The sequence below is a fragment of the Mycobacterium sp. DL99 genome (assembly GCF_004762045.1).
Lineage (GTDB): Bacteria > Actinomycetota > Actinomycetes > Mycobacteriales > Mycobacteriaceae > Mycobacterium.
Genome location: NZ_SJOM01000007.1, coordinates 1390202 through 1407916 on the forward strand (window position 1 = coordinate 1390202; position 17715 = coordinate 1407916).

A 17715-nucleotide genomic window follows, 5' to 3' on the forward strand; every position below is an offset into this window, starting at 1 on the left:
AATGAAGCGTAGAGGCAGTTCGGCCAGCTACCGAGCTTTCCGGTGCCCGGCAAAGCAATTAACGTTGAAGATGCAGAGATCAGGTGGCAATGGCGAAGTTCGTCTTGAGCTCGCCGACGATCTCGTCCCACACGGGTTCGGGGAGCTCATGGCCCATGCCGTCGATCAACACGAGGCGGGCACCGGCGATCGCGCGGGCCACCGCACGGCCCCCGAACGGGCGCATCAGCCGGTCTGAGCGACCGTGGATCACCACGGTCGGCACACTGATCCGCTTGTCGTGGTGGCGCAGGCTGCCGCTGCCGAGGATGGCATCGAAATGCCTGGCGATCCCGGCCGGGTAGTAGACGCGGTCGTACAGCTCGGCGGCCTGGGCCCTGATCTCCTCCTCCGGAGTCGGATAGCCGGGGCTGCCGTTGATCCTGCTGATCCGAACGGCGTTGTCGATGATGGCTTCTCGCGATGAACTGGCGGGCGGGCCGGTGATCACCGACAGCAGCTGCTTGATGCCGGGCGGTGGCAGCAGCGGCTGGTTGTTGCTGGAGAAGATCACCGCCAGTGTCCTGGTGCGCTGTGCGTACCGGGAGGCGAACACCTGGGCGATCATCCCGCCCATCGAGCCGCCGACGATGTGGGCGGTGTCGATGTTGAGGTGATCGAGCAGGGCGGCAGCATCATCTGCGACATCTTCGAGCGTGTAGACCGACGGGCTGCGCAGGCCCAGAAACGACCGGGCCATCCGCAGCGGCAGCGGGGAGTCCACCCGCTTGCCGGACAGCTTCGTGGACAGGCCGACGTCGCGGTTGTCGTACCGGATGACCCGCAAACCCTGGTTGACCAGCTTTTCGCAGAAACCTGTGCGCCACAACAGCATCTGCGCGCCCAAACCCATGATCAGCAGCACGGCCGGATCGTTCGGGTCACCCATGTCCTCGTAGTAGAGGTCGACGTCGCCGGGTTCGGCGGACGACTTGGCGAACCCGGTCCGCACCCTCATCCCGGCCACTCAGGCCTCGTTCCCGTCGGCATTGTCTTTGTGTTCGCGGCCGATATCCACCATGAAGTTCGCGAAGTACCCGGTGAGCTGGGGGTCGTTCATCATCTGCCACTTCGGCGCCAGCAGCTTCATGTAGCGCTCGACATAGAGGAACTGCTTGCCGATGAGCACCAGTTCGCGTGGCAGTTTGACGTCGTAGGCATCCGCCAGTGCCGAGAGTTGCTTGCCGATTTCGGCGTAGGACATATCGCCGAGCGACTTCATCGTGAGGGGGGTAGCGAACTTCTCCAGGTCCTTGGCGGCCTCCGCCTCGGGTTTCACCGTTCCCACGGCTCCCATCAGCACCACGATCTTGCCCGCTGCCGCATGATCCTTCTTGACCAGCAGTGCAAACACGAGCTCGCGCAACAACCATCGGGTACGCGGGTCGATGCGGCCCATGATGCCGAAGTCGAAGAACACGATCTTGCCGTCGTCGTCGACGTAGAGGTTGCCCGCGTGCAGATCGCCGTGGAACAGGCCGTGTTTGAGGCCGCCCTCGAACACGCTGAACAACAGGGCCTTGACCAGCTCGGTGCCGTCGAAGCCCTTCTTGCGGATCGCGGCCACGTCGTCGATACGGACCCCGGTGACCCGCTCCATCGTCAGCACCCGCGGGCTGGTCAGGTCCCAATACACCTGCGGTACCCGGATGTTCTCGCCCAGCGGAGAGGCGTGCATGTGTGACACCCAGGCGTCCATCGACTGGGCCTCCAGCCGGAAGTCGAGCTCCTCGGCGAGATTGTCGGCGAAGTCGGCGACCACGTCCTGCGCCGACAGCCGGCGGCCCAGCTTGGCCAGTTCCACCAGTTGGGCGCCACGCTTGAGGATCTGCAGGTCCGCGGCGACGCGGCGGCGGATCCCCGGGCGCTGGATCTTGACCACCACCTCCTCGCCACTGTGCAGCGTGGCGAAGTGCACCTGCGCGATCGAGGCGGAGGCGAACGGCTTCTCGTCGAAACTCTTGAACAGGTTCGTCGGCTCGTCGCCGAGTTCCTCGACGAACAGCCTGTGCACCTCATCGGTGTCGGCCGGCGGCACCCGGTCGAGCAGGCTGCGGAATTCGCGGCTCAGCGGCTCACCGAAGGCGCCGGGGCTGGACGCAATGATCTGGCCGAACTTGACGTACGTGGGACCCAGATCAGAGAAGGTCTGCGGCACCTGCTTGATGATCTTCTGCTGCAGCGACCCTTTGCCGAACATGTTGGCGGCGACCCGGACTCCGGTGCGGGTGATTTGCCATCCGGTGGCCCCGATTCGGGCGGCCTCCACGGGCAACGGCACCCGACTCAACCTGGCGACCTCGCGGTGCTTGGTTTTCGGCGGCGTAGTGCTCATAGCTGCAGTGTCTCAAAGGCCACCGTGCGCCCGAAAACATCTGTGCCGTGAGTCACACCGACGCAAACCTTTCTTCGATCTCTTCGCGGCTCAGAACCGGGTCGCTCCCGGGTACGTAAGTGGGCTCGGTATGAGGGATGGTGGTGCCTGCGGCGACGCGTTTCTGCGCTGCCCGGAACTCCAAGGTGGGGCCCGCCGCGGTGTGTAGTCCATTGATGATCGACCACACCATGGCGCGCCGGCCCGCGCGCTCGATCGGGTTCGGATCGGTGTGCCCGATCAGCTGTTTGGCCCACTTCGGCATGGTGTCACGGATCGCCCAGTCCACGGCGCTCTGTGGCATCGGCAGGTTGGGGCCGGTGGCCATCGCGGCCCCGTGGGTGAGCGCCAACTTGGGCAGGTAGGAGTGTAGGCAGTCCAGCGTCTCGGCCTTGGTTTCCGGCAGGTCGGTGCCACCCAACGCCTGTCCGACGCGGATGAACTCCTGGTAGTAGCGGTCAAGTTTCTTACCGCGTAACGGGTTCGGATGGTAGATCTCGTGCGCGGTGGCCAGCCCCCACACCACGGTCGCGTAATTCCAGCGCAGCCAGTCCGGATCGTCGGCGTCATAGGCCGCGCCGTCGGGGCGGGTGCCCTTGATGGTGTGGTGCATGGCGCGCACGGTCTTGGCCACCCGTTCGGCGGTTTCGGTATTGCCGTAGGCGGTGCCGATGAAGAACGCGATGGAGTGGCCCAGTCGCACCGCTGCGCCCTGCGGGTCGATCTGAGGTACTCCGGCCCCGGTTGCATCGCCGTTTTCGTCGCGCTTGACCAGGCGCGAATGGTGCATGCCCATCCAGTAGATGGACGGATCGAGGCGCTCGATGTAGGCCGCGCACTGCAGACCAAAGATCAACGCCTCGGTGTGGGAGTGGACATGCCAGACGGCGCTGCCCGGGCCGAACCACCCCGGATCGCCTGCCGGCCCGGCGAACTCCATGCCACGGAAGTAGTGCTGACGAATGTCCTTGTCGAACTTCCGCTGCAGCATCTGCTCGAGCACCTGGTGCGGCATGTCCACCGTGGACCCCCTTCTGGTTACGTCTGTAGCCAGAATACATTTTGGGTACGGGTGTGACCAGACTTAGGCTGAGGGAATGTCCAGTCCTACGCGATGGGCCGGCGTGCCGCTGACGGACCGCCGCGCCGAACGCCGCGCACTGCTCGTCGACGCGGCGTTCCGGCTGTTCGGGGACGGTGGGGAAGCCGCGACCTCGGTGCGCTCGGTCTGCCGCGAATGTGGCCTCAACACCCGCTACTTCTACGAGAGCTTCGCCGACACCGACGACCTGCTCGGTGCGGTGTACGACCAGGTGAACGCGGCCCTGGCGGCCGATGTCGACGCCGCGATGGCCGGGGCCGGGGACTCGGTGCCGGCCCGAACCCGGGCCGGAATCGCCGCCGTACTGGGCTTCAGTTCGGCCGACCCGCGTCGGGGCCGGGTGCTGTTCACCGACGCCAGGGCCAACCCGGTGCTGGCGGCGCGGCGCGCGGCCACCCAGGACCTGTTGCGCGAGGCCGTGCTGTCCGAGGGGGGCCGGCTCAATCCGGGTTCGGACCCGGTCGCCGCCCAGGTCGGCGCGGCCATGTACACGGGGGCGATGGCCGAGCTTGCCCAGCAGTGGCTGGGTGGGAACCTGGGCGACGACCTTGAGGCCGTGGTGGATTACGCGCTACGGCTGGTCCTGGGCCGCTGATTGCTCAGATCCATCAGACTTCGGCGGGCCGCCAGCGCTTGATCCACTCGGTCTCGGGCCACTGCTCCTCGGCGGCCAGCAATTCGTACATCGTTGCGCGGTCGATGGATTCGCGGATGATGTCGGCATGCCCGGCGTGCCGGCAGAGTTCCTCGATCAGGTGCATGGCCACCCACCGCACCGACCAGTGGTCGACGTCTTGGGGGAACCACGGCACGTCATGGGGGACCGGGACCGCGGTGTCCAGATCCCGTTCGGCGAAAACCCGCAGCGTCTCGGCATTCTGGGCCTTGAACGCCTCGAGTAGACCGGCGAGGGTCTCGTCGTCACGCATGACGTGCAGATCGGCGTAGTCGGCCGCCTGTTCCTCGAACGGACGGGGATCCGGCGGCGGGAACTGCGGTGCATACTCGGCGCGGTCGGCCCAGCCCTTCTGTACGGCGGTGACGTGCTTGATCAGACCGCCGACCGACAGCGCGCTGACCGACGGGGTTGACCGCGCCTGCTCATCGGTGAGGCCGTGCGCCACCGCTAAGAAGGCGTTCTGCTGAAAGGCGACGAAATCGATCAGGGTCTGACGTTCGTCGCCGGCGGGTGGGGGCATTCCTGGCATGGCTCAGTTCTCCTCAGCTGTTGTGGGTCGTTTGGTTGGAGTGCACGTAAAGGTCACGGATGCAGGCGATTTCGGCGCCGTGGTGGATTACCTCCCGGTTGATGTGCAGAACAAGTACGGCCATCGGCTCATCGCCGTAGTGCCCCTCCGCGGGCCCGCACGGCTTCTTCAGGTCATCGTCGTCGAGGTTTCTGACCCCGTCGATCCAATGTCGGTAGGCGTCGTCGAGTTGTTTAAGGGCCGTGGCCGCATCGGTGGCGTAAGGCCAGGACTCGTAGTCAGCCGGCGGCCCGCCGAAGTGCGAGTGGTTGCGCATCGCGAACACCCCGACGATCACGTGCGCCAGGCGCCACGCGATGGTGGTGAACGGTTCCGGTTGTGGCGGTGGATAACTGAAGTCGACAGCGCCGTCGGGGTGAACAGTCCAGCAGTCTTTGACCGGTGCCCAGAAGTACTCGTCGTCGGTCAGGCCGTCCAGACGCGGCCTGAGTTGATGGGTCCAATGGAAGTCCAGTTGGTCGGCGAGGAGGTTTGTCCACATAGGACTACCGTTTCATGCATATAGGACCGATTCGGTCCTAAAAGTGCGGCACACTTCTTGCATGGCCGTGAGCACTGAAACCACCGGCCGCGTACTGCAGCTTCTCGGACTGTTGCAGTCGCGCCGGGCCTGGACGGGTGAGGAACTGGCTGACCGCCTCGGCGTCACCACTCGCAGCGTCCGCCGTGACATCGAGCGGCTGCGCGAACTCGGATACCCCGTCCACGCCAGCAAGGGCCAGGGCGGGGGCTATCAACTCGGCGCCGGTGCGGCGCTGCCGCCGCTGCTGCTCGACCCCGACGAGGCCGTCGCGATGGCCGTCTGTCTGCGGCTGGCCGCCGGCGGAAGCGTCGCCGGCGTCGGCGAAGCCGCACTGCGGGCGCTGTCCAAACTCGACCAGGTCATGCCCGCGCGATTGCGTTCGCAGGTCTCGGCGGTGCACGACGCGACCGTCACCCTGACCCCCAACTCGTCGGACGCGCCCGTGGAACCCGAGGTGCTGATGACCCTGGCCCGGGCCTGCCGCGACCACGAACACGTCAGCGCGGACTACACCGACATCCGCGGCAATCACACCCAGCGGCGGTTGGAGCCTTATCAACTGGTGACCACCGGACGGCGCTGGTACCTCATGACCTATGACCGTGACCGCGAAGACTGGCGCAGCCTGCGGCTGGACCGGATGTCGGCGGTGGCGGCCCGCGGCAGCACGTTCGTGCCACGCGAGGCTCCGGACGCGGCCGACTACGTGCGCCGCTCGATCAGCGCCTCGCCGTACCGCTACAGCGCCCGGGTCCGCTACCACGCCCCGCAAGAGGTGGTGGCACAAAAGTTTCCACCGGCATCAGCCACCGTCGAGGCCGACGGACCCGACGCCTGCATCGTCACCGCGGGCGCCGACGACCCCGAACGCATGGTGCTGTACTTCGCCACCGTGGGCTACGACTTCGAGGTGCTCGAACCACCCGAGGTGGCGACGGCCGTCAGTGCTGTTGCCGCCCGCCTGCACGCCGCCTCGCAGCGGACTACGTGATGCCGAGCCGGTCGACGAGCTCCAGGAACGCGGCGGCGAAGTCGTTGTCGGCGGTCGTGACCCGCACCGCATCCCAGTCGACCTGCTCGCGCACCGCACGGGCCGCCGGCAACAGCGCCGCGAAGTCGCAGTGGTGTTCGTTGAGCGACAACAGCTTCTCCGACACCACCAGAGTCGGCGGCAGGACCGGCATCCGGATCGCCAGCACGTCGAGCACCTCGGCGGATCGCAGCGTCGCCGCGTCCACCGAGGCCCCGTTGAGTTGGTAGAGCACGTCGACCAGGACGTCATCGTCGGGATAGGCCTTGAACAACCAGTCCTCGGGGACGTGCACGATCTGAAACCCGGCTTTGCGCAACGTCACCTCGGCCGCCTCGGCGTCGGCCTCCGCGACCACGAAATCGACGTCGTGCACGGGTTCGGGCGCGCCGTAGACCCACAGCGCGTAGCTGCCGGCGAGCGCGAACTGCGGCCCGTGCGCCTTGAACGCCGCCGCGGCGCGCTTCAGTGCGTCACGAAGGGCGTCGTTGCGGTCGAGCATGTGTGATCCCGGGTCTGTCGGGCGCCGATGGTGGAGCCGGCGCGGTTGTGGGTACTGAGTACCCATGCGGCTGGCGACTTTCAACATCCTGCACGGGCGCAGTGTCCACGACGGCGACGTCGACCTGGGCAGATTGGCTGCCGCGGTGGCCGAACTCGACGCCGATATCCTCGCTCTGCAGGAAGTCGACCTGGATCAGCCGCGCTCGGGCAAGGCGGACCTGACCGCCGTGGCCGCTGACGCGATGAACGCCGTGCACCACCGGTTCGTCGCCGCGATCTCCGGAACACCCGGTGCCACCTGGATGGCCGCCACCGGCCGCGAACAACCCGGCACAGCCGCCTACGGCATCGCCCTGCTCACCCGGTACCCGGTCGAGAACTGGCAGGTGTTGCGGCTCCCGCGGATACCGGTCCGGTTCCCGATGTACGTCTCGGGGATCCGCCGGTTCCGGATCGTCCACGAAGAACCCCGGGCCGCGATGGTGGCCCGCGTCGATACGCCACTCGGCGCGATCTCGGTGGCCAATACCCACCTGTCGTTCGTGCCGGGGTGGAACCGGGTGCAACTGCGGCATCTCGTGCGGGATCTGGGTGGCTTCCCGGGCCCGAGGATTCTCATGGGGGACCTGAACTCGGGCGCGCCGGAGCACTGGCGGCCGCTCGGGGCCGCCCCGACGTTTCCTGCCGACACGCCGACCACGCAACTCGACCACATCCTCACCGACGACCCCACGCTGGCCGCTGCCGCATACGCCGCGCCCCACCTACCGATCTCGGATCATCGGGCGCTGGTCGTCGACATTTCGGTGCCTTGACGTCGTAGGGTTTTGCAGATGCACGTCACGTCAGTGGAGACGACGGAGCTGTTTGCCGGGCCCGAGGATGCCCCTCGGCAGCTGGTTCGGGTGCGATACGAGGCCTGCGCCTCGCCGACGCCCGTGCGGGTCAGCGGGGACGGGCTCTCCGGTGAGGCGATCGCCGCGCCCGGCGACGGCGCCGTCGAGGTACCGGTGGACGTCGAGCGGGGTGTGCCCGGCGAGATCCGGCGCGCCCGGGTGGGCTCCACCGACTTCGAGTTCACCGTGGCGGAGCCGGGCTGGACGATGTACATGATCAGCCACTTCCACTACGACCCTGTCTGGTGGAATACCCAGGCCGCCTACACCAGCGTGTGGACGGAGGACCCGCCCGGTCAGTGCCGGCAGACCAACGGATTCGACCTGGTGCACGCACACCTGGAAATGGCCCGCCGTGTTCCGGAGTACAAGTTCGTGCTGGCCGAGGTGGACTACCTCAAGCCCTACTGGGACGCCCGACCCGGAGACCGGGCCGATCTGCGCCGGTTCATCGCCGAGGGCCGCGTCGAGATCATGGGCGGCACCTACAACGAGCCCAATACCAACCTCACGAGCCCGGAGACCGCGATCCGGAACTTTGTGGCGGGCATGGGTTTTCAGCGTGACGTGCTGGGTGCCGACCCGGCCACCGCCTGGCAGCTCGACGTGTTCGGGCACGACCCGCAGTTTCCCGGGATGGCGGCCGACGTCGGCCTGACCTCCAGTTCGTGGGCCCGCGGGCCGCATCACCAGTGGGGTCCCATGCAGAACGACGGCGACCCCGAGCGCATGCAGTTCGCGAGCGAGTTCGAGTGGATCGCGCCCTCGGGCCGAGGGCTTCTCACGCACTACATGCCTGCGCACTATTCGGCCGGATGGTGGATGGATTCCTCGGCATCACTGGCCGAGGCCGAGGAATCCACTTACACGCTGTTCACCAAACTCAAGCGAGTTGCGTTGACCCGCAACGTGCTCCTACCGGTCGGCACCGACTACACCCCGCCCAACAAATGGGTAACCCAGATCCACCGCGACTGGAACTCGCGCTACGTCTGGCCGAAGTTCGTGTGCGCGCTGCCGTCGGAGTTCTTCAGCGCGGTGCGGGCCGAGATCGACGAGCGCGGGATCACGCCGTCCCCGCAGACCCGCGACATGAACCCGATCTACACCGGCAAGGACGTCTCCTACATCGACACCAAGCAGGCCAACCGGGCTGCCGAGGATGCGGTGCTCGACGCCGAGCGGTTCGCGGTGTTCGCCGGGCTGCTCGGCGGCGCCGACTATCCGCAGGCGGCAATGGCCAAGGCGTGGGTGCAGCTGGCTTACGGAGCGCATCACGACGCCATCACCGGATCGGAATCCGACCAGGTCTACCTCGACCTGCTCACCGGCTGGCGCGATGCCTGGGAGCTGGGCGTCACCGCTCGGGACAACGCCTTGGGCCTGTTGTCGGAGGCTGTCGATGGGTCAGTAGTCGTGTGGAACGCGGTGGCGCACAACCGGACCGACATCGTCACGGTGCATCTGGACGAACCGTTCTCCGGTGCGGTGCTCGACAGCGACGGCAATGACGTGCCCGTGCTGGTCGAGCATGACGGCGCGACGGTGAGCTGGCTTGCCCGCGACGTGCCGTCACTGGGCTGGCGGTCCTACCGGTTCGTCTCCGGGACGGCGCGCGGCTGGAAACCGCTGGCCGGAGACGAGATCGCCAACGACCGCTACCGGCTGCGCGTCGACGCGGCCCGCGGCGGGGCGATGTGCTCGCTTGTGGACGACGGGCGCGAGCTCATCGCCGCCGGCGGCGTCGGCAACGAACTGGCCGTCTACGAGGAGTATTCGGCCCACCCCCAAGCCGGGGAAGGGCCCTGGCACCTGCTGCCCACGGGGCCGGTGGTGTGCTCCTCGGCCGGCCCGGCCGACGATGTGCAGTGTTATCAGAGCCCACTCGGGCAGCGGGTGATCGTGCGAGGCCGCATTCCAGACCTGTTGCGCTACACCCAGATCATCACGCTCTGGTCCGGTGTGGACCGCGTCGAATGCCGCACCGTCATCGACGAATTCGTCGGCGCGGACCGTCTGGTCCGGCTGCGGTGGCCTTGCCCGGTACCCGGCGCGCTGCCGGTGAGCGAGGTCGGCGACGCGGTGATCGGTCGCGGATTCGGGCTGCTGCACGACGGTTCGGATCATCACGCCGTTGACGCCGCGCAACACCCGTGGACGCTGGACAACCCGGCCTACGGTTGGTTCGGGCTGTCCTCGGCGGTACGGGTGCGCATCGGCGCGGCGGTGCGGGCGGTCTCGGTGGCCGAGGTGGTCGCTCCCGACGGTGTGAACCCCCGCGATCTGATGGTGGCCCTGGTGCGGGCCGGCGTCACCGCCACGTGCAGTGCCGCCGACAAGCCGCGGTACGGCGACCTCAGCGTCGACTCCAACCTGCCCGACACCCGGTTCGCTCTCGGCGGTCCGGATGAAAACCCGTTCACCGAAGCTGTTCTCGCCGAAGCGGACGTCGCTTACACAGATGAGCTCAAACGTCAGATCGACGCTACCGGATCGGCTCGGGTGTGGGTGCCTGCCGCCGCGCCGTTGATCGAACACTGGGTGCCCGGCGCCGATCTCCGCGGCGTGCGCACGTTGCCGGTGCTGATCCTGGCCGGCGACCTCGATGCGGTGGTCGATGAGCTGGGGCAGGCCGAAATCGCCGTCACCCAACAGGCCCCCGCGGCGGCCGAGCCGTTCGAGGCCCGCACCGTGGCACTGCTGAACCGCGGTGTGCCGAGCTTCGCGGTCGAGCCGGACGGCACCCTGCACACGTCACTCATGCGGTCCTGCACCGGCTGGCCGTCCGGCACCTGGATCGACCCGCCACGGCGCACGGCACCGGACGGATCCAACTTCCAACTGCAGCATTGGACACACACATTCGACTACGCACTGGTCAGCGGTGCCGGTGACTGGCGGGCCGCGGGGGTCGCACCCAGCGCCGCAGAATTCAACCGGCCGCTGCAGCCGGTGGTCGTCGACTCGGACGCCGGTGGCGGGCTGCCGGCGTGGGGATCGCTGCTGGAGATCGAGCCCGCCGGGTCGGTGCAACTCGGTGCACTCAAGGCGGCCGGTAATCCGCTGGCGTCGGGCAGCGTGCGCAGTGCCGATCCGGTCGACGGGGTCACCGCGCGTCTGGTCGAGATCACCGGTAGTTCCGCAGAAGTCACGCTCCGCTCCGGCTTGCGCGCGGTCTCGGCCGCCGCGAACCTGAACCTGCTGGAGGAGCCGGCGCCCGAGCAGCCTTCGGATCTGAGGCTGCACGGCTACCAGATCGCCACGGTGTCGACCCAGCTCAATCTGCCCAAGGTGGTGCGTGCCGAGCACCGGAGGTTGGCGCCGGAAGCCGAGGCGGCGCAGCCGTTGTATGCCAGGTACTGGCTGCACAATCGCGGTCCGGCTCCGTTGGGTGGCCTGCCTGCCGTCGCATACCTGCACCCCGAAAGCACTGACGGGCAACCTGGTACAGACGTCGTGGTGCGCCTGACCGCGGCCAGCGACTGCACCGACGACGCGCTGCACGGGCGGGTCAGGTTGTCCGCCCCGCCTGGGTGGGAGGTGCACCCCGCTGAGCTGCCCTATGTGCTGCCGCCCGGGGAACACCTGGAAACCGATGTGGTGCTGAGCATCCCGGCCGGGGCCGGGCCCGGGCTGTACCCGTTGCGCGCCGAACTCGTGGTGACCGGTGGGGGTGCGGCCCTGCCTCCGTCGTGGCGGCAGGTGGTCGAGGACGTCTGCGTCGTCACGATCGGTGAGACCAGCGCCCAGGTGCTCAAGCTGGTGTCCGATCCACATGCCGTCGACGTCAAGGCCGGTGAGACCGCGCGACTGTCGATCACGATCGGCACCGACGCACTCGCGGACCTGACCGCTGAGGCACACCTCATCAGCCCGTGGGGAACGTGGGAATGGATGGGGCCGGCGGCGGTGGGTGTCGAAGTGCCCGCTGGTGGTACCGCCAAGATCGGGTTCGACGTCGCGCCGCCATCGTGGGTCGAGCCGGGCCAGTGGTGGGCGTTGATCCGGGTGGGCTGTGCCGGGCGGCTGATCTACTCGCCTGCGGTGAAGGTCACGGTGCGATGAACCAGGTGGCTTGGGTGGCGCAGGTGGCCGGAAAACCGGTGTCGATCAAGGAGATCGACGAGCGGGAGGCAACACTGCGAGCAGGAAACCGGGCCTCGGCGCTGCCGCGCCCCGGAACCAGCGAGGGGCGTCAGCTGCGTCGGTGGCTGACTCAACTGGCGGTGGCCGAACGGGTGGTCGACGGCGAGGCCTCCGCGCGCGGACTGTGTTCCGATGGTGTGCCGGCTCTGGGTGAGGTGCTCCCCGACACCGCGGCCCGGCTGGAGATCGGCAGTGTTGCCGCCGCCACGCTGGGCACCCCCCTGGCCCGGGCGGTGTTCGCGGATGTGACTGCGGCGGTCGATGTTTCGGACGCAGAGGTGGCCGGATATCACGCACGCAATCCGCTGCGCTTCGCCGAGACACAGGCCGGGGCGCACGGATGGCGCGCGGGTCCTGTCGCACCGTCCCTTGACGAGGTCCACGACCGGATCGCCGCGCACCTGCGGGCGGCCGCTCGAAGGCAGGCTTACCGGCAGTGGCTCGATGCGCGATGCGCCGCCCTGGTGGAACTGGCCCCCGGGTATGAACACCCCGGTGATCCCCGCCAGCCGGACAACACGCACAAACACTAGGAATGCCCACGTGACCCTGACTCAGCCGGTGACCCTGGCGCTCGACATCGGCGGCACCAAGATCGCCGCCGGCCTGGTGGATCCCGACGGAAAGCTGGTCCATCGGGCCCAGCTGCCGACCCCGGACGGTGATGCCGAGACGGTGTGGGCTGTCGTCGAGATGCTGCTCGGCGAGACCATGCGGGCCGCGGACGGAGCCGCGACCGGAGTCGGCGTCGCCTCCGCTGGGCCGATCGATTTGCCCAACGGCACCGTAAGCCCGATCAATATCACTGAGTGGCAACGCTTTCCGATCGTCGAGCGGGTTGCCGGCGTTGCCCGATTGCCGGTGCGACTCGGCGGCGACGGGCTGTGCATGGCGCTGGGAGAGCAGTGGTGCGGGGCCGCCCGGGGTGCGCAGTTCCTGCTCGGCATGGTGGTTTCGACCGGGGTTGGCGGCGGGCTCGTTCTCGACGGCGCACCGTACGACGGCCGCACCGGTAACGCCGGGCACGTCGGCCACGTCGTCGTCGCGCCCGACGGCGGTGAGCTGTGTACCTGCGGCGGGCACGGCTGCGTCGAGACCATCGCATCGGGGCCGAGCATGGTGCGCTGGGCCCGCCGACAGGGCTGGTCCGGCACTGACGCAAAGGCGCTGGGCAACGCGGCAAATCACGGAGATGAGCTGGCCATCAAGGCCTTTCAGCGTGGCGCCCGCGCGGTGGCGGCCATGATCGCCTCGGTGGGCGCGGTATGCGACCTGGACCTGGTGGTGATCGGCGGGGGAGTGGCCAAGTCCGGGACATTGCTGTTCGACCCGGTCCGTGCGGCGTTGGCGGACTACGCCGGGCTGGACTTCCTGCGCGGGCTGCGGGTGGTGGCGGCCGAACTCGGCGGGGACGCAGGCCTGGTCGGTGCGGCCGCCCTGGCGCGTGACTGACGCTTCCGCTTCTGAATCTCCATGTGGGTGCGACCCCACTCGCACAACGCACCTAGCACCGGGCCCAGCGTCTTGCCGTATTCGGAGATCGAATAGTGCACGCACGGTGGCACCGTGCCCGCATCGTGGCGGTCGATGATCCCGGCGTCGACCAGATCGTGCAGATGCCGGATGAGCATGCGCTCGGTGATGTCGGGAATGCTGCGGCGCAGTTCAGCGGTGCGCATCGGCCCGTCGGCCAACCGCCACAGGATGGTGCCTTTCCAGCGCCCGTCGATGACCGACAGTGTCGCGTCGATCGGGCAGTCGCCGACCTCTTTCTTGGAAACCGCCATCTCCGGCCCTTCGTATGCTGACTAATTTGTCAGTACCTTGTTTTTTATCAGCTTACTGACCAGGCTTGATGATGTGAAGGAAATCGTTCAGATTCTCGCCGTCATCGTCACCGGGCCGCTGCTGGGCGTCGAGTTCGGGGTCGCCGCGTTCACCAACCCGATCCTGCAGCGGCTACCCGACGCCGCCTATCGGCAGGCGCGCGGAACCGGCGCCAAGATCCTCGGGACCGCGATGCCGTTCTGGTACATGGCAGCGGTGGCGCTGATGATCGCCGCCGCGGTGTTCCGTCCCGCGCCCCTGCTCATCGCGCCGGTCGCGCTGATGGTGCTGGTCATTCTGCTGACCCTCACCACGCTCGTACCGATCAACAACCGCGTCGCGGCGGGATTCGGCGGTAACGACGCCGGTGAGGACCCCGGGCAGTTCCACGAACTGGTCCGCCGCTGGGACCGATTGCACTGGTTGAGGGTCGGATTGCTCGCGGCCGCGTTCGTCTGCCTGGTGCTGGCCGGCGCGCGCTGAGGCGCGGCGAGCGTGCTCGTTTTGGCTGATTGGTAGGTGTTCGGCTACTCTGGTCGGGTTCCACCGAAGACCGTCGGTCACCGAGCAATCGGTTGAAGGTCCGGGAAATGTCCCGGCGGCCCACGCAGGAGGACGAGGCTGGACCAGTTTCGTGCTGGGTATATCTGCGCCCCGACCTATCTGCGTCGGGGCGTTCGTCATTTCACGGCCCCAAGTTGGTGGAGCGCCCGATACCCACCACAAGGAGGCATGCATGGCCAAGGCTGATAAAGCCACGGCGGTTGCCGACATTGCTGAGCAGTTCAAGGCGTCGACGGCCACCGTCGTCACCGAGTACCGCGGGCTGACTGTGGCGAACCTGGCTGAGCTGCGTCGTTCCCTCGGCGACTCCGCCTCGTACACCGTCGCCAAGAACACTCTGGTGAAGCGCGCCGCTTCCGAAGCCGGCATTGAAGGTCTCGACGAGCTGTTCGCCGGTCCCACGGCGATCGCGTTCGTCAAGGGTGAGCCCGTTGACGCCGCCAAGGCGATCAAGAAGTTCGCCAAGGACAACAAGGCGCTCGTCATCAAGGGCGGCTACATGGACGGCAAAGCGCTGTCCGTCGCCGATGTCGAGAAGATCGCCGACCTCGAGTCGCGCGAGGTGCTGCTCGCCAAGCTGGCAGGTGCCATGAAGGGCAACCTGTCCAAGGCCGCCGGCCTGTTCAACGCGCCCGCTTCTCAGATGGCCCGCCTCGCCGCGGCGCTGCAGGAGAAGAAGGCTGCCGAGGAAGCCGCGTAGAGGCTTCCGCTTCACTCGCCGCTGTCGCGTAACCGCAACCGCACAAACCACCCAACATCTGTAAGAAAAATCAGGAAGGACCATAAACATGGCCAAGCTGTCCACCGACGAACTGCTCGACGCTTTCAAGGAAATGACCCTGCTGGAGCTCTCTGAGTTCGTGAAGCAGTTCGAAGAGGTCTTCGAGGTCACCGCTGCTGCTCCGGTCGCCGTTGCCGCCGCCGGTGCCGCCCCGGCCGCCGCCGAGGCCGCCGAGGAGCAGTCGGAGTTCGACGTCATCCTCGAGGGTGCCGGCGAGAAGAAGATCGGCGTGATCAAGGTCGTCCGCGAGATCGTCTCCGGCCTGGGCCTGAAGGAAGCCAAGGATCTGGTCGACGGCGCTCCCAAGCCGCTGCTGGAGAAGGTCTCCAAGGAGGCCGCCGAGGACGCCAAGGGCAAGCTCGAGGCTGCCGGCGCCAGCGTCACCGTCAAGTAGTCCAAAACTGGACCGCAAGAACCCCCGAATCCCCACGGATTCGGGGGTTCTTTGCTTGTATGAGCTGGATTGATTCGGTCCGGGTCCGGGTACTCCCGAATATTGGGAGACAAGCATGTGTGGGCGGTGCCCCGTGCGCTATGGTGACTCAAGCCACAGGCCGCAGCAGGTGGCGGGGTGAGCCGTAGGCGGAAGGATCTTTATGGGCGTCCAGATCGATGTGACGGGACTGAGCAAATCTTTCGGATCGTCAAAGATTTGGGAAGACGTCACGTTGACGGTTCCCGAGGGTGAGGTCAGCGTTTTGCTCGGCCCGTCGGGTACCGGCAAATCGGTGTTCCTGAAGTCCCTGATCGGCCTGCTGCGTCCCGAGCGCGGCTCGATCGTCATCGACGGCACCAACATCCTTGAATGCTCGGCCAAGGAGCTCTACGAGATCCGCACCCTGTTCGGTGTGCTGTTCCAGGACGGCGCGCTGTTCGGCTCGATGAACATCTATGACAACACCGCCTTCCCGCTGCGCGAGCACACGAAGAAGAGCGAGAGCGAAATCCGCAACATCGTCATGGAGAAGCTCGACCTGGTCGGTATGCCCAACGACGGCCACAAGTTCCCCGGCGAGATCTCCGGCGGTATGCGCAAGCGCGCCGGCCTGGCTCGCGCCCTGGTGCTCGACCCGAAGATCATCCTGTGCGACGAGCCGGACTCCGGTCTGGACCCGGTCCGCACCGCCTACCTGAGCCAGCTGCTGATCGACATCAACGCGCAGATCGACGCCACGGTGCTGATCGTGACGCACAACATCAACATCGCCCGGACCGTGCCCGACAACATCGGCATGCTGTTCCGCAAGCAGCTGGTCATGTTCGGCCCCCGCGAGGTGTTGCTGACCAGCGAGGAGCCCGTCGTCAAGCAGTTCCTCAACGGCCGCCGTATCGGGCCGATCGGGATGTCTGAGGAGAAGGACGAGGCGACCGCGGCCGCCGAGCAGGCCATGATCGACGCCGGCCAGCACGACGGCGGTGTCGAGGAGATCGAGGGTGTGCCGCCGCAGCTGATGGCGACTCCCGGTATGCCGGAACGCAAGGCCGTGGGCCGCCGCCAGGCCCGCGTGCGGGAGATCCTGCACACCCTGCCGCCGGCAGCGCAGGCCGCGATCCTCGACGACCTCGAGGGCACGCACAAGCTGCCGGTGCACCAGTTTGGCGACGAGCCCACCGCGCGCCACCAGCGCCCGGTCGAGGATGACGCCCCGACCGGCGCCATCGAGGTGCCTCACCAGAGCTGAGTTTCGAACAAGTCAGGCCGGACCCCGAGGGTCCGGCCTGACTTGTCTCGTGGACACCAGGAGCCGATATGCACGCGCAGCCGCGATGAATCCGCCGCGGACGCAGCCGACGGTGTCCGGTGCGCAACCGGGCGCCGGGCTCGACCAGGTGACCCGCACCGTGGGCATCGCCGGCGCCGGATTGGCCGACCAGCTGGCCGCGGCGGCTCGACACAGCACCGAGGCGGGGATCGTGCTTGCGTCAGCCGTCGGCATCCCGCTGTTGACGTTGGTCATCGCCTCGCTCGGGGCGGGGGATTGAGGGCTTCCTCGGTGTTGCCGGCCGTCGTGGTGATGGTGGTTGCCGTCGGCCTCGTCATGTACTTCATGTACTGGGGGATACCGACGCGATTCCGCCGGCTGCTTCCGCCGGGCACTCCGATCGAGGCCGAGTTCGGGCCGCAGCGGATCGGACTACGTCTCGGCGGTTACCTGCAACCGCTGGAACTCGGCTCGATCAGACGCGTCCGGCACGTCGCCTGCGCGTTTCACGTCTCGGTGCGAGGGGTGGCGGCGGGCTGATCATTGCCGAGCAGCTCGTTCCGGCGCAGGTGGGCTCAGCGCTCCTGGCGCGTTTCGGCGATGCGTAGGTGAAGCTCTACCAGCCGTTGCCAGAGCTGCCGCCCGGTCCGGAAATCTCCCACCCGAAACCGCGTGTGAGCACTTGACGGAAGGCCATGGACAGGCCAATCTGTTGGGCAGCATGTGTGACGGGTTTAGGGACGCCAGCCAGCGCCAGGTGACTCGTTTCATACAGTGGATGTGTGGTGGTTGAGGAATGCGCCGTTCTGCGCTATTGTTGGACGTTGCGCTGGCTGCATCCTGCCCATCTCATCTGACCTGCACATCGTAGTTCTAGCCTGAGCATTGCTCAGCACCTAGTCCTTAGTGCCGTGCGTATGGGGTTCTGGACGAGCTGAAGTAGGAAACAGTCAGCCGA

At 67.1% G+C, this 17715-nt stretch carries 19 protein-coding genes; 12 read left to right on the forward strand and 7 right to left on the reverse strand.

Annotated elements, in window-relative coordinates; all coding sequences use genetic code 11:
* Positions 1 to 79: 79 nt before the first annotated feature.
* From EYZ64_RS06955 to EYZ64_RS06965, 3 genes are read right to left on the reverse strand one after another with little or no spacing between them, the layout of a single operon-like run.
* Complete coding sequence (locus tag EYZ64_RS06955; protein ID WP_135459860.1) at positions 80 to 997, reverse strand: alpha/beta fold hydrolase; 918 nt, start codon at positions 995 to 997, stop codon at positions 80 to 82.
* 9 nt (positions 998 to 1006) lie between these two features.
* A complete protein-coding gene (locus EYZ64_RS06960) occupies positions 1007 to 2374 on the reverse strand; it encodes an ABC1 kinase family protein (protein ID WP_135452807.1) in 1368 nt (455 codons plus the stop codon).
* Positions 2375 to 2426: 52 nt separating this feature from the next.
* On the reverse strand, positions 2427 to 3434 hold the full coding sequence (locus tag EYZ64_RS06965; RefSeq protein WP_135452808.1) for an oxygenase MpaB family protein: 1008 nt from the start codon (positions 3432 to 3434) through the stop codon (positions 2427 to 2429).
* Between the two features lie 76 nt (positions 3435 to 3510).
* Between EYZ64_RS06965 and EYZ64_RS06970 the strand changes: the two genes are divergently transcribed.
* On the forward strand, positions 3511 to 4110 hold the full coding sequence (locus EYZ64_RS06970; protein WP_135452809.1) for a TetR/AcrR family transcriptional regulator: 600 nt from the start codon (positions 3511 to 3513) through the stop codon (positions 4108 to 4110).
* Between the two features lie 13 nt (positions 4111 to 4123).
* Here EYZ64_RS06970 and EYZ64_RS06975 read toward each other — a convergent pair whose 3' ends face one another.
* Positions 4124 to 4723 (reverse strand): DinB family protein, encoded by a 600-nt coding sequence (locus EYZ64_RS06975; RefSeq protein WP_135452810.1) that lies wholly within the window; start codon positions 4721 to 4723, stop codon positions 4124 to 4126.
* Positions 4724 to 4736: 13 nt separating this feature from the next.
* Positions 4737 to 5264: a DinB family protein gene (locus tag EYZ64_RS06980; RefSeq protein ID WP_135452811.1), complete on the reverse strand. Its 528-nt coding sequence runs from the start codon at positions 5262 to 5264 to the stop codon at positions 4737 to 4739.
* A gap of 61 nt (positions 5265 to 5325) precedes the next feature.
* On the opposite strand from EYZ64_RS06980, the gene EYZ64_RS06985 reads away from it, so the two are divergent.
* On the forward strand, positions 5326 to 6297 hold the full coding sequence (locus EYZ64_RS06985) for a helix-turn-helix transcriptional regulator (RefSeq protein ID WP_135452812.1): 972 nt from the start codon (positions 5326 to 5328) through the stop codon (positions 6295 to 6297).
* Here EYZ64_RS06985 and EYZ64_RS06990 read toward each other — a convergent pair.
* Positions 6290 to 6838: a nucleotidyltransferase family protein gene (locus EYZ64_RS06990; protein WP_135452813.1), complete on the reverse strand. Its 549-nt coding sequence runs from the start codon at positions 6836 to 6838 to the stop codon at positions 6290 to 6292. The two genes, EYZ64_RS06985 and EYZ64_RS06990, sit on opposite strands and share 8 nt — an antisense overlap.
* A gap of 64 nt (positions 6839 to 6902) precedes the next feature.
* On the opposite strand from EYZ64_RS06990, the gene EYZ64_RS06995 reads away from it, so the two are divergent.
* From EYZ64_RS06995 to EYZ64_RS07010, 4 genes are read left to right on the forward strand one after another with little or no spacing between them, the layout of a single operon-like run.
* Positions 6903 to 7655, forward strand: a complete 753-nt coding sequence (locus tag EYZ64_RS06995; RefSeq protein WP_167857737.1) for an endonuclease/exonuclease/phosphatase family protein — start codon at positions 6903 to 6905, stop codon at positions 7653 to 7655.
* 18 nt (positions 7656 to 7673) lie between these two features.
* Positions 7674 to 11801 (forward strand): glycoside hydrolase family 38 N-terminal domain-containing protein, encoded by a 4128-nt coding sequence (locus tag EYZ64_RS07000; RefSeq protein ID WP_135452814.1) that lies wholly within the window; start codon positions 7674 to 7676, stop codon positions 11799 to 11801.
* Entirely contained in the window at positions 11798 to 12415 is a 618-nt protein-coding gene (locus tag EYZ64_RS07005; RefSeq protein WP_135452815.1) for a DUF7158 domain-containing protein, read from the forward strand. Before EYZ64_RS07000 ends, EYZ64_RS07005 begins: the two co-directional genes overlap by 4 nt.
* Positions 12416 to 12431: 16 nt before the next feature.
* The gene (locus tag EYZ64_RS07010) at positions 12432 to 13334 is read left to right on the forward strand and encodes an ROK family protein (protein ID WP_286175261.1); all 903 of its coding nucleotides are present in this window, start codon (positions 12432 to 12434) and stop codon (positions 13332 to 13334) included.
* Here the strand turns inward: EYZ64_RS07010 and EYZ64_RS07015 are convergent.
* Positions 13235 to 13669 carry a winged helix-turn-helix transcriptional regulator gene (locus EYZ64_RS07015; RefSeq protein WP_135452816.1) on the reverse strand — a complete coding sequence of 145 codons (435 nt, stop codon included), beginning with the start codon at positions 13667 to 13669 and terminating at the stop codon, positions 13235 to 13237. The genes EYZ64_RS07010 and EYZ64_RS07015 overlap by 100 nt on opposite strands.
* Positions 13670 to 13742: 73 nt before the next feature.
* Between EYZ64_RS07015 and EYZ64_RS07020 the strand changes: the two genes are divergently transcribed.
* The 6 genes from EYZ64_RS07020 (at position 13743) to EYZ64_RS07045 (ending at position 17297) form a co-directional block, all read left to right on the forward strand.
* On the forward strand, positions 13743 to 14192 hold the full coding sequence (locus EYZ64_RS07020; protein ID WP_135452817.1) for an anthrone oxygenase family protein: 450 nt from the start codon (positions 13743 to 13745) through the stop codon (positions 14190 to 14192).
* A gap of 253 nt (positions 14193 to 14445) precedes the next feature.
* Positions 14446 to 14973: a 50S ribosomal protein L10 gene (rplJ, locus tag EYZ64_RS07025; RefSeq protein WP_135452818.1), complete on the forward strand. Its 528-nt coding sequence runs from the start codon at positions 14446 to 14448 to the stop codon at positions 14971 to 14973.
* Positions 14974 to 15061: 88 nt separating this feature from the next.
* On the forward strand, positions 15062 to 15448 hold the full coding sequence (rplL, locus tag EYZ64_RS07030; protein WP_135452819.1) for a 50S ribosomal protein L7/L12: 387 nt from the start codon (positions 15062 to 15064) through the stop codon (positions 15446 to 15448).
* A 202-nt stretch (positions 15449 to 15650) separates the two neighbouring features.
* Positions 15651 to 16736, forward strand: coding sequence for an ABC transporter ATP-binding protein (locus EYZ64_RS07035; RefSeq protein ID WP_135452820.1), 1086 nt, complete (start codon positions 15651 to 15653; stop codon positions 16734 to 16736).
* An 85-nt stretch (positions 16737 to 16821) separates the two neighbouring features.
* Positions 16822 to 17037, forward strand: a complete 216-nt coding sequence (locus tag EYZ64_RS07040) for a hypothetical protein (RefSeq protein ID WP_135452821.1) — start codon at positions 16822 to 16824, stop codon at positions 17035 to 17037.
* A gap of 11 nt (positions 17038 to 17048) precedes the next feature.
* Positions 17049 to 17297, forward strand: coding sequence for a hypothetical protein (locus tag EYZ64_RS07045; RefSeq protein WP_135452822.1), 249 nt, complete (start codon positions 17049 to 17051; stop codon positions 17295 to 17297).
* The last annotated feature ends 418 nt before the right edge of the window (positions 17298 to 17715 follow it).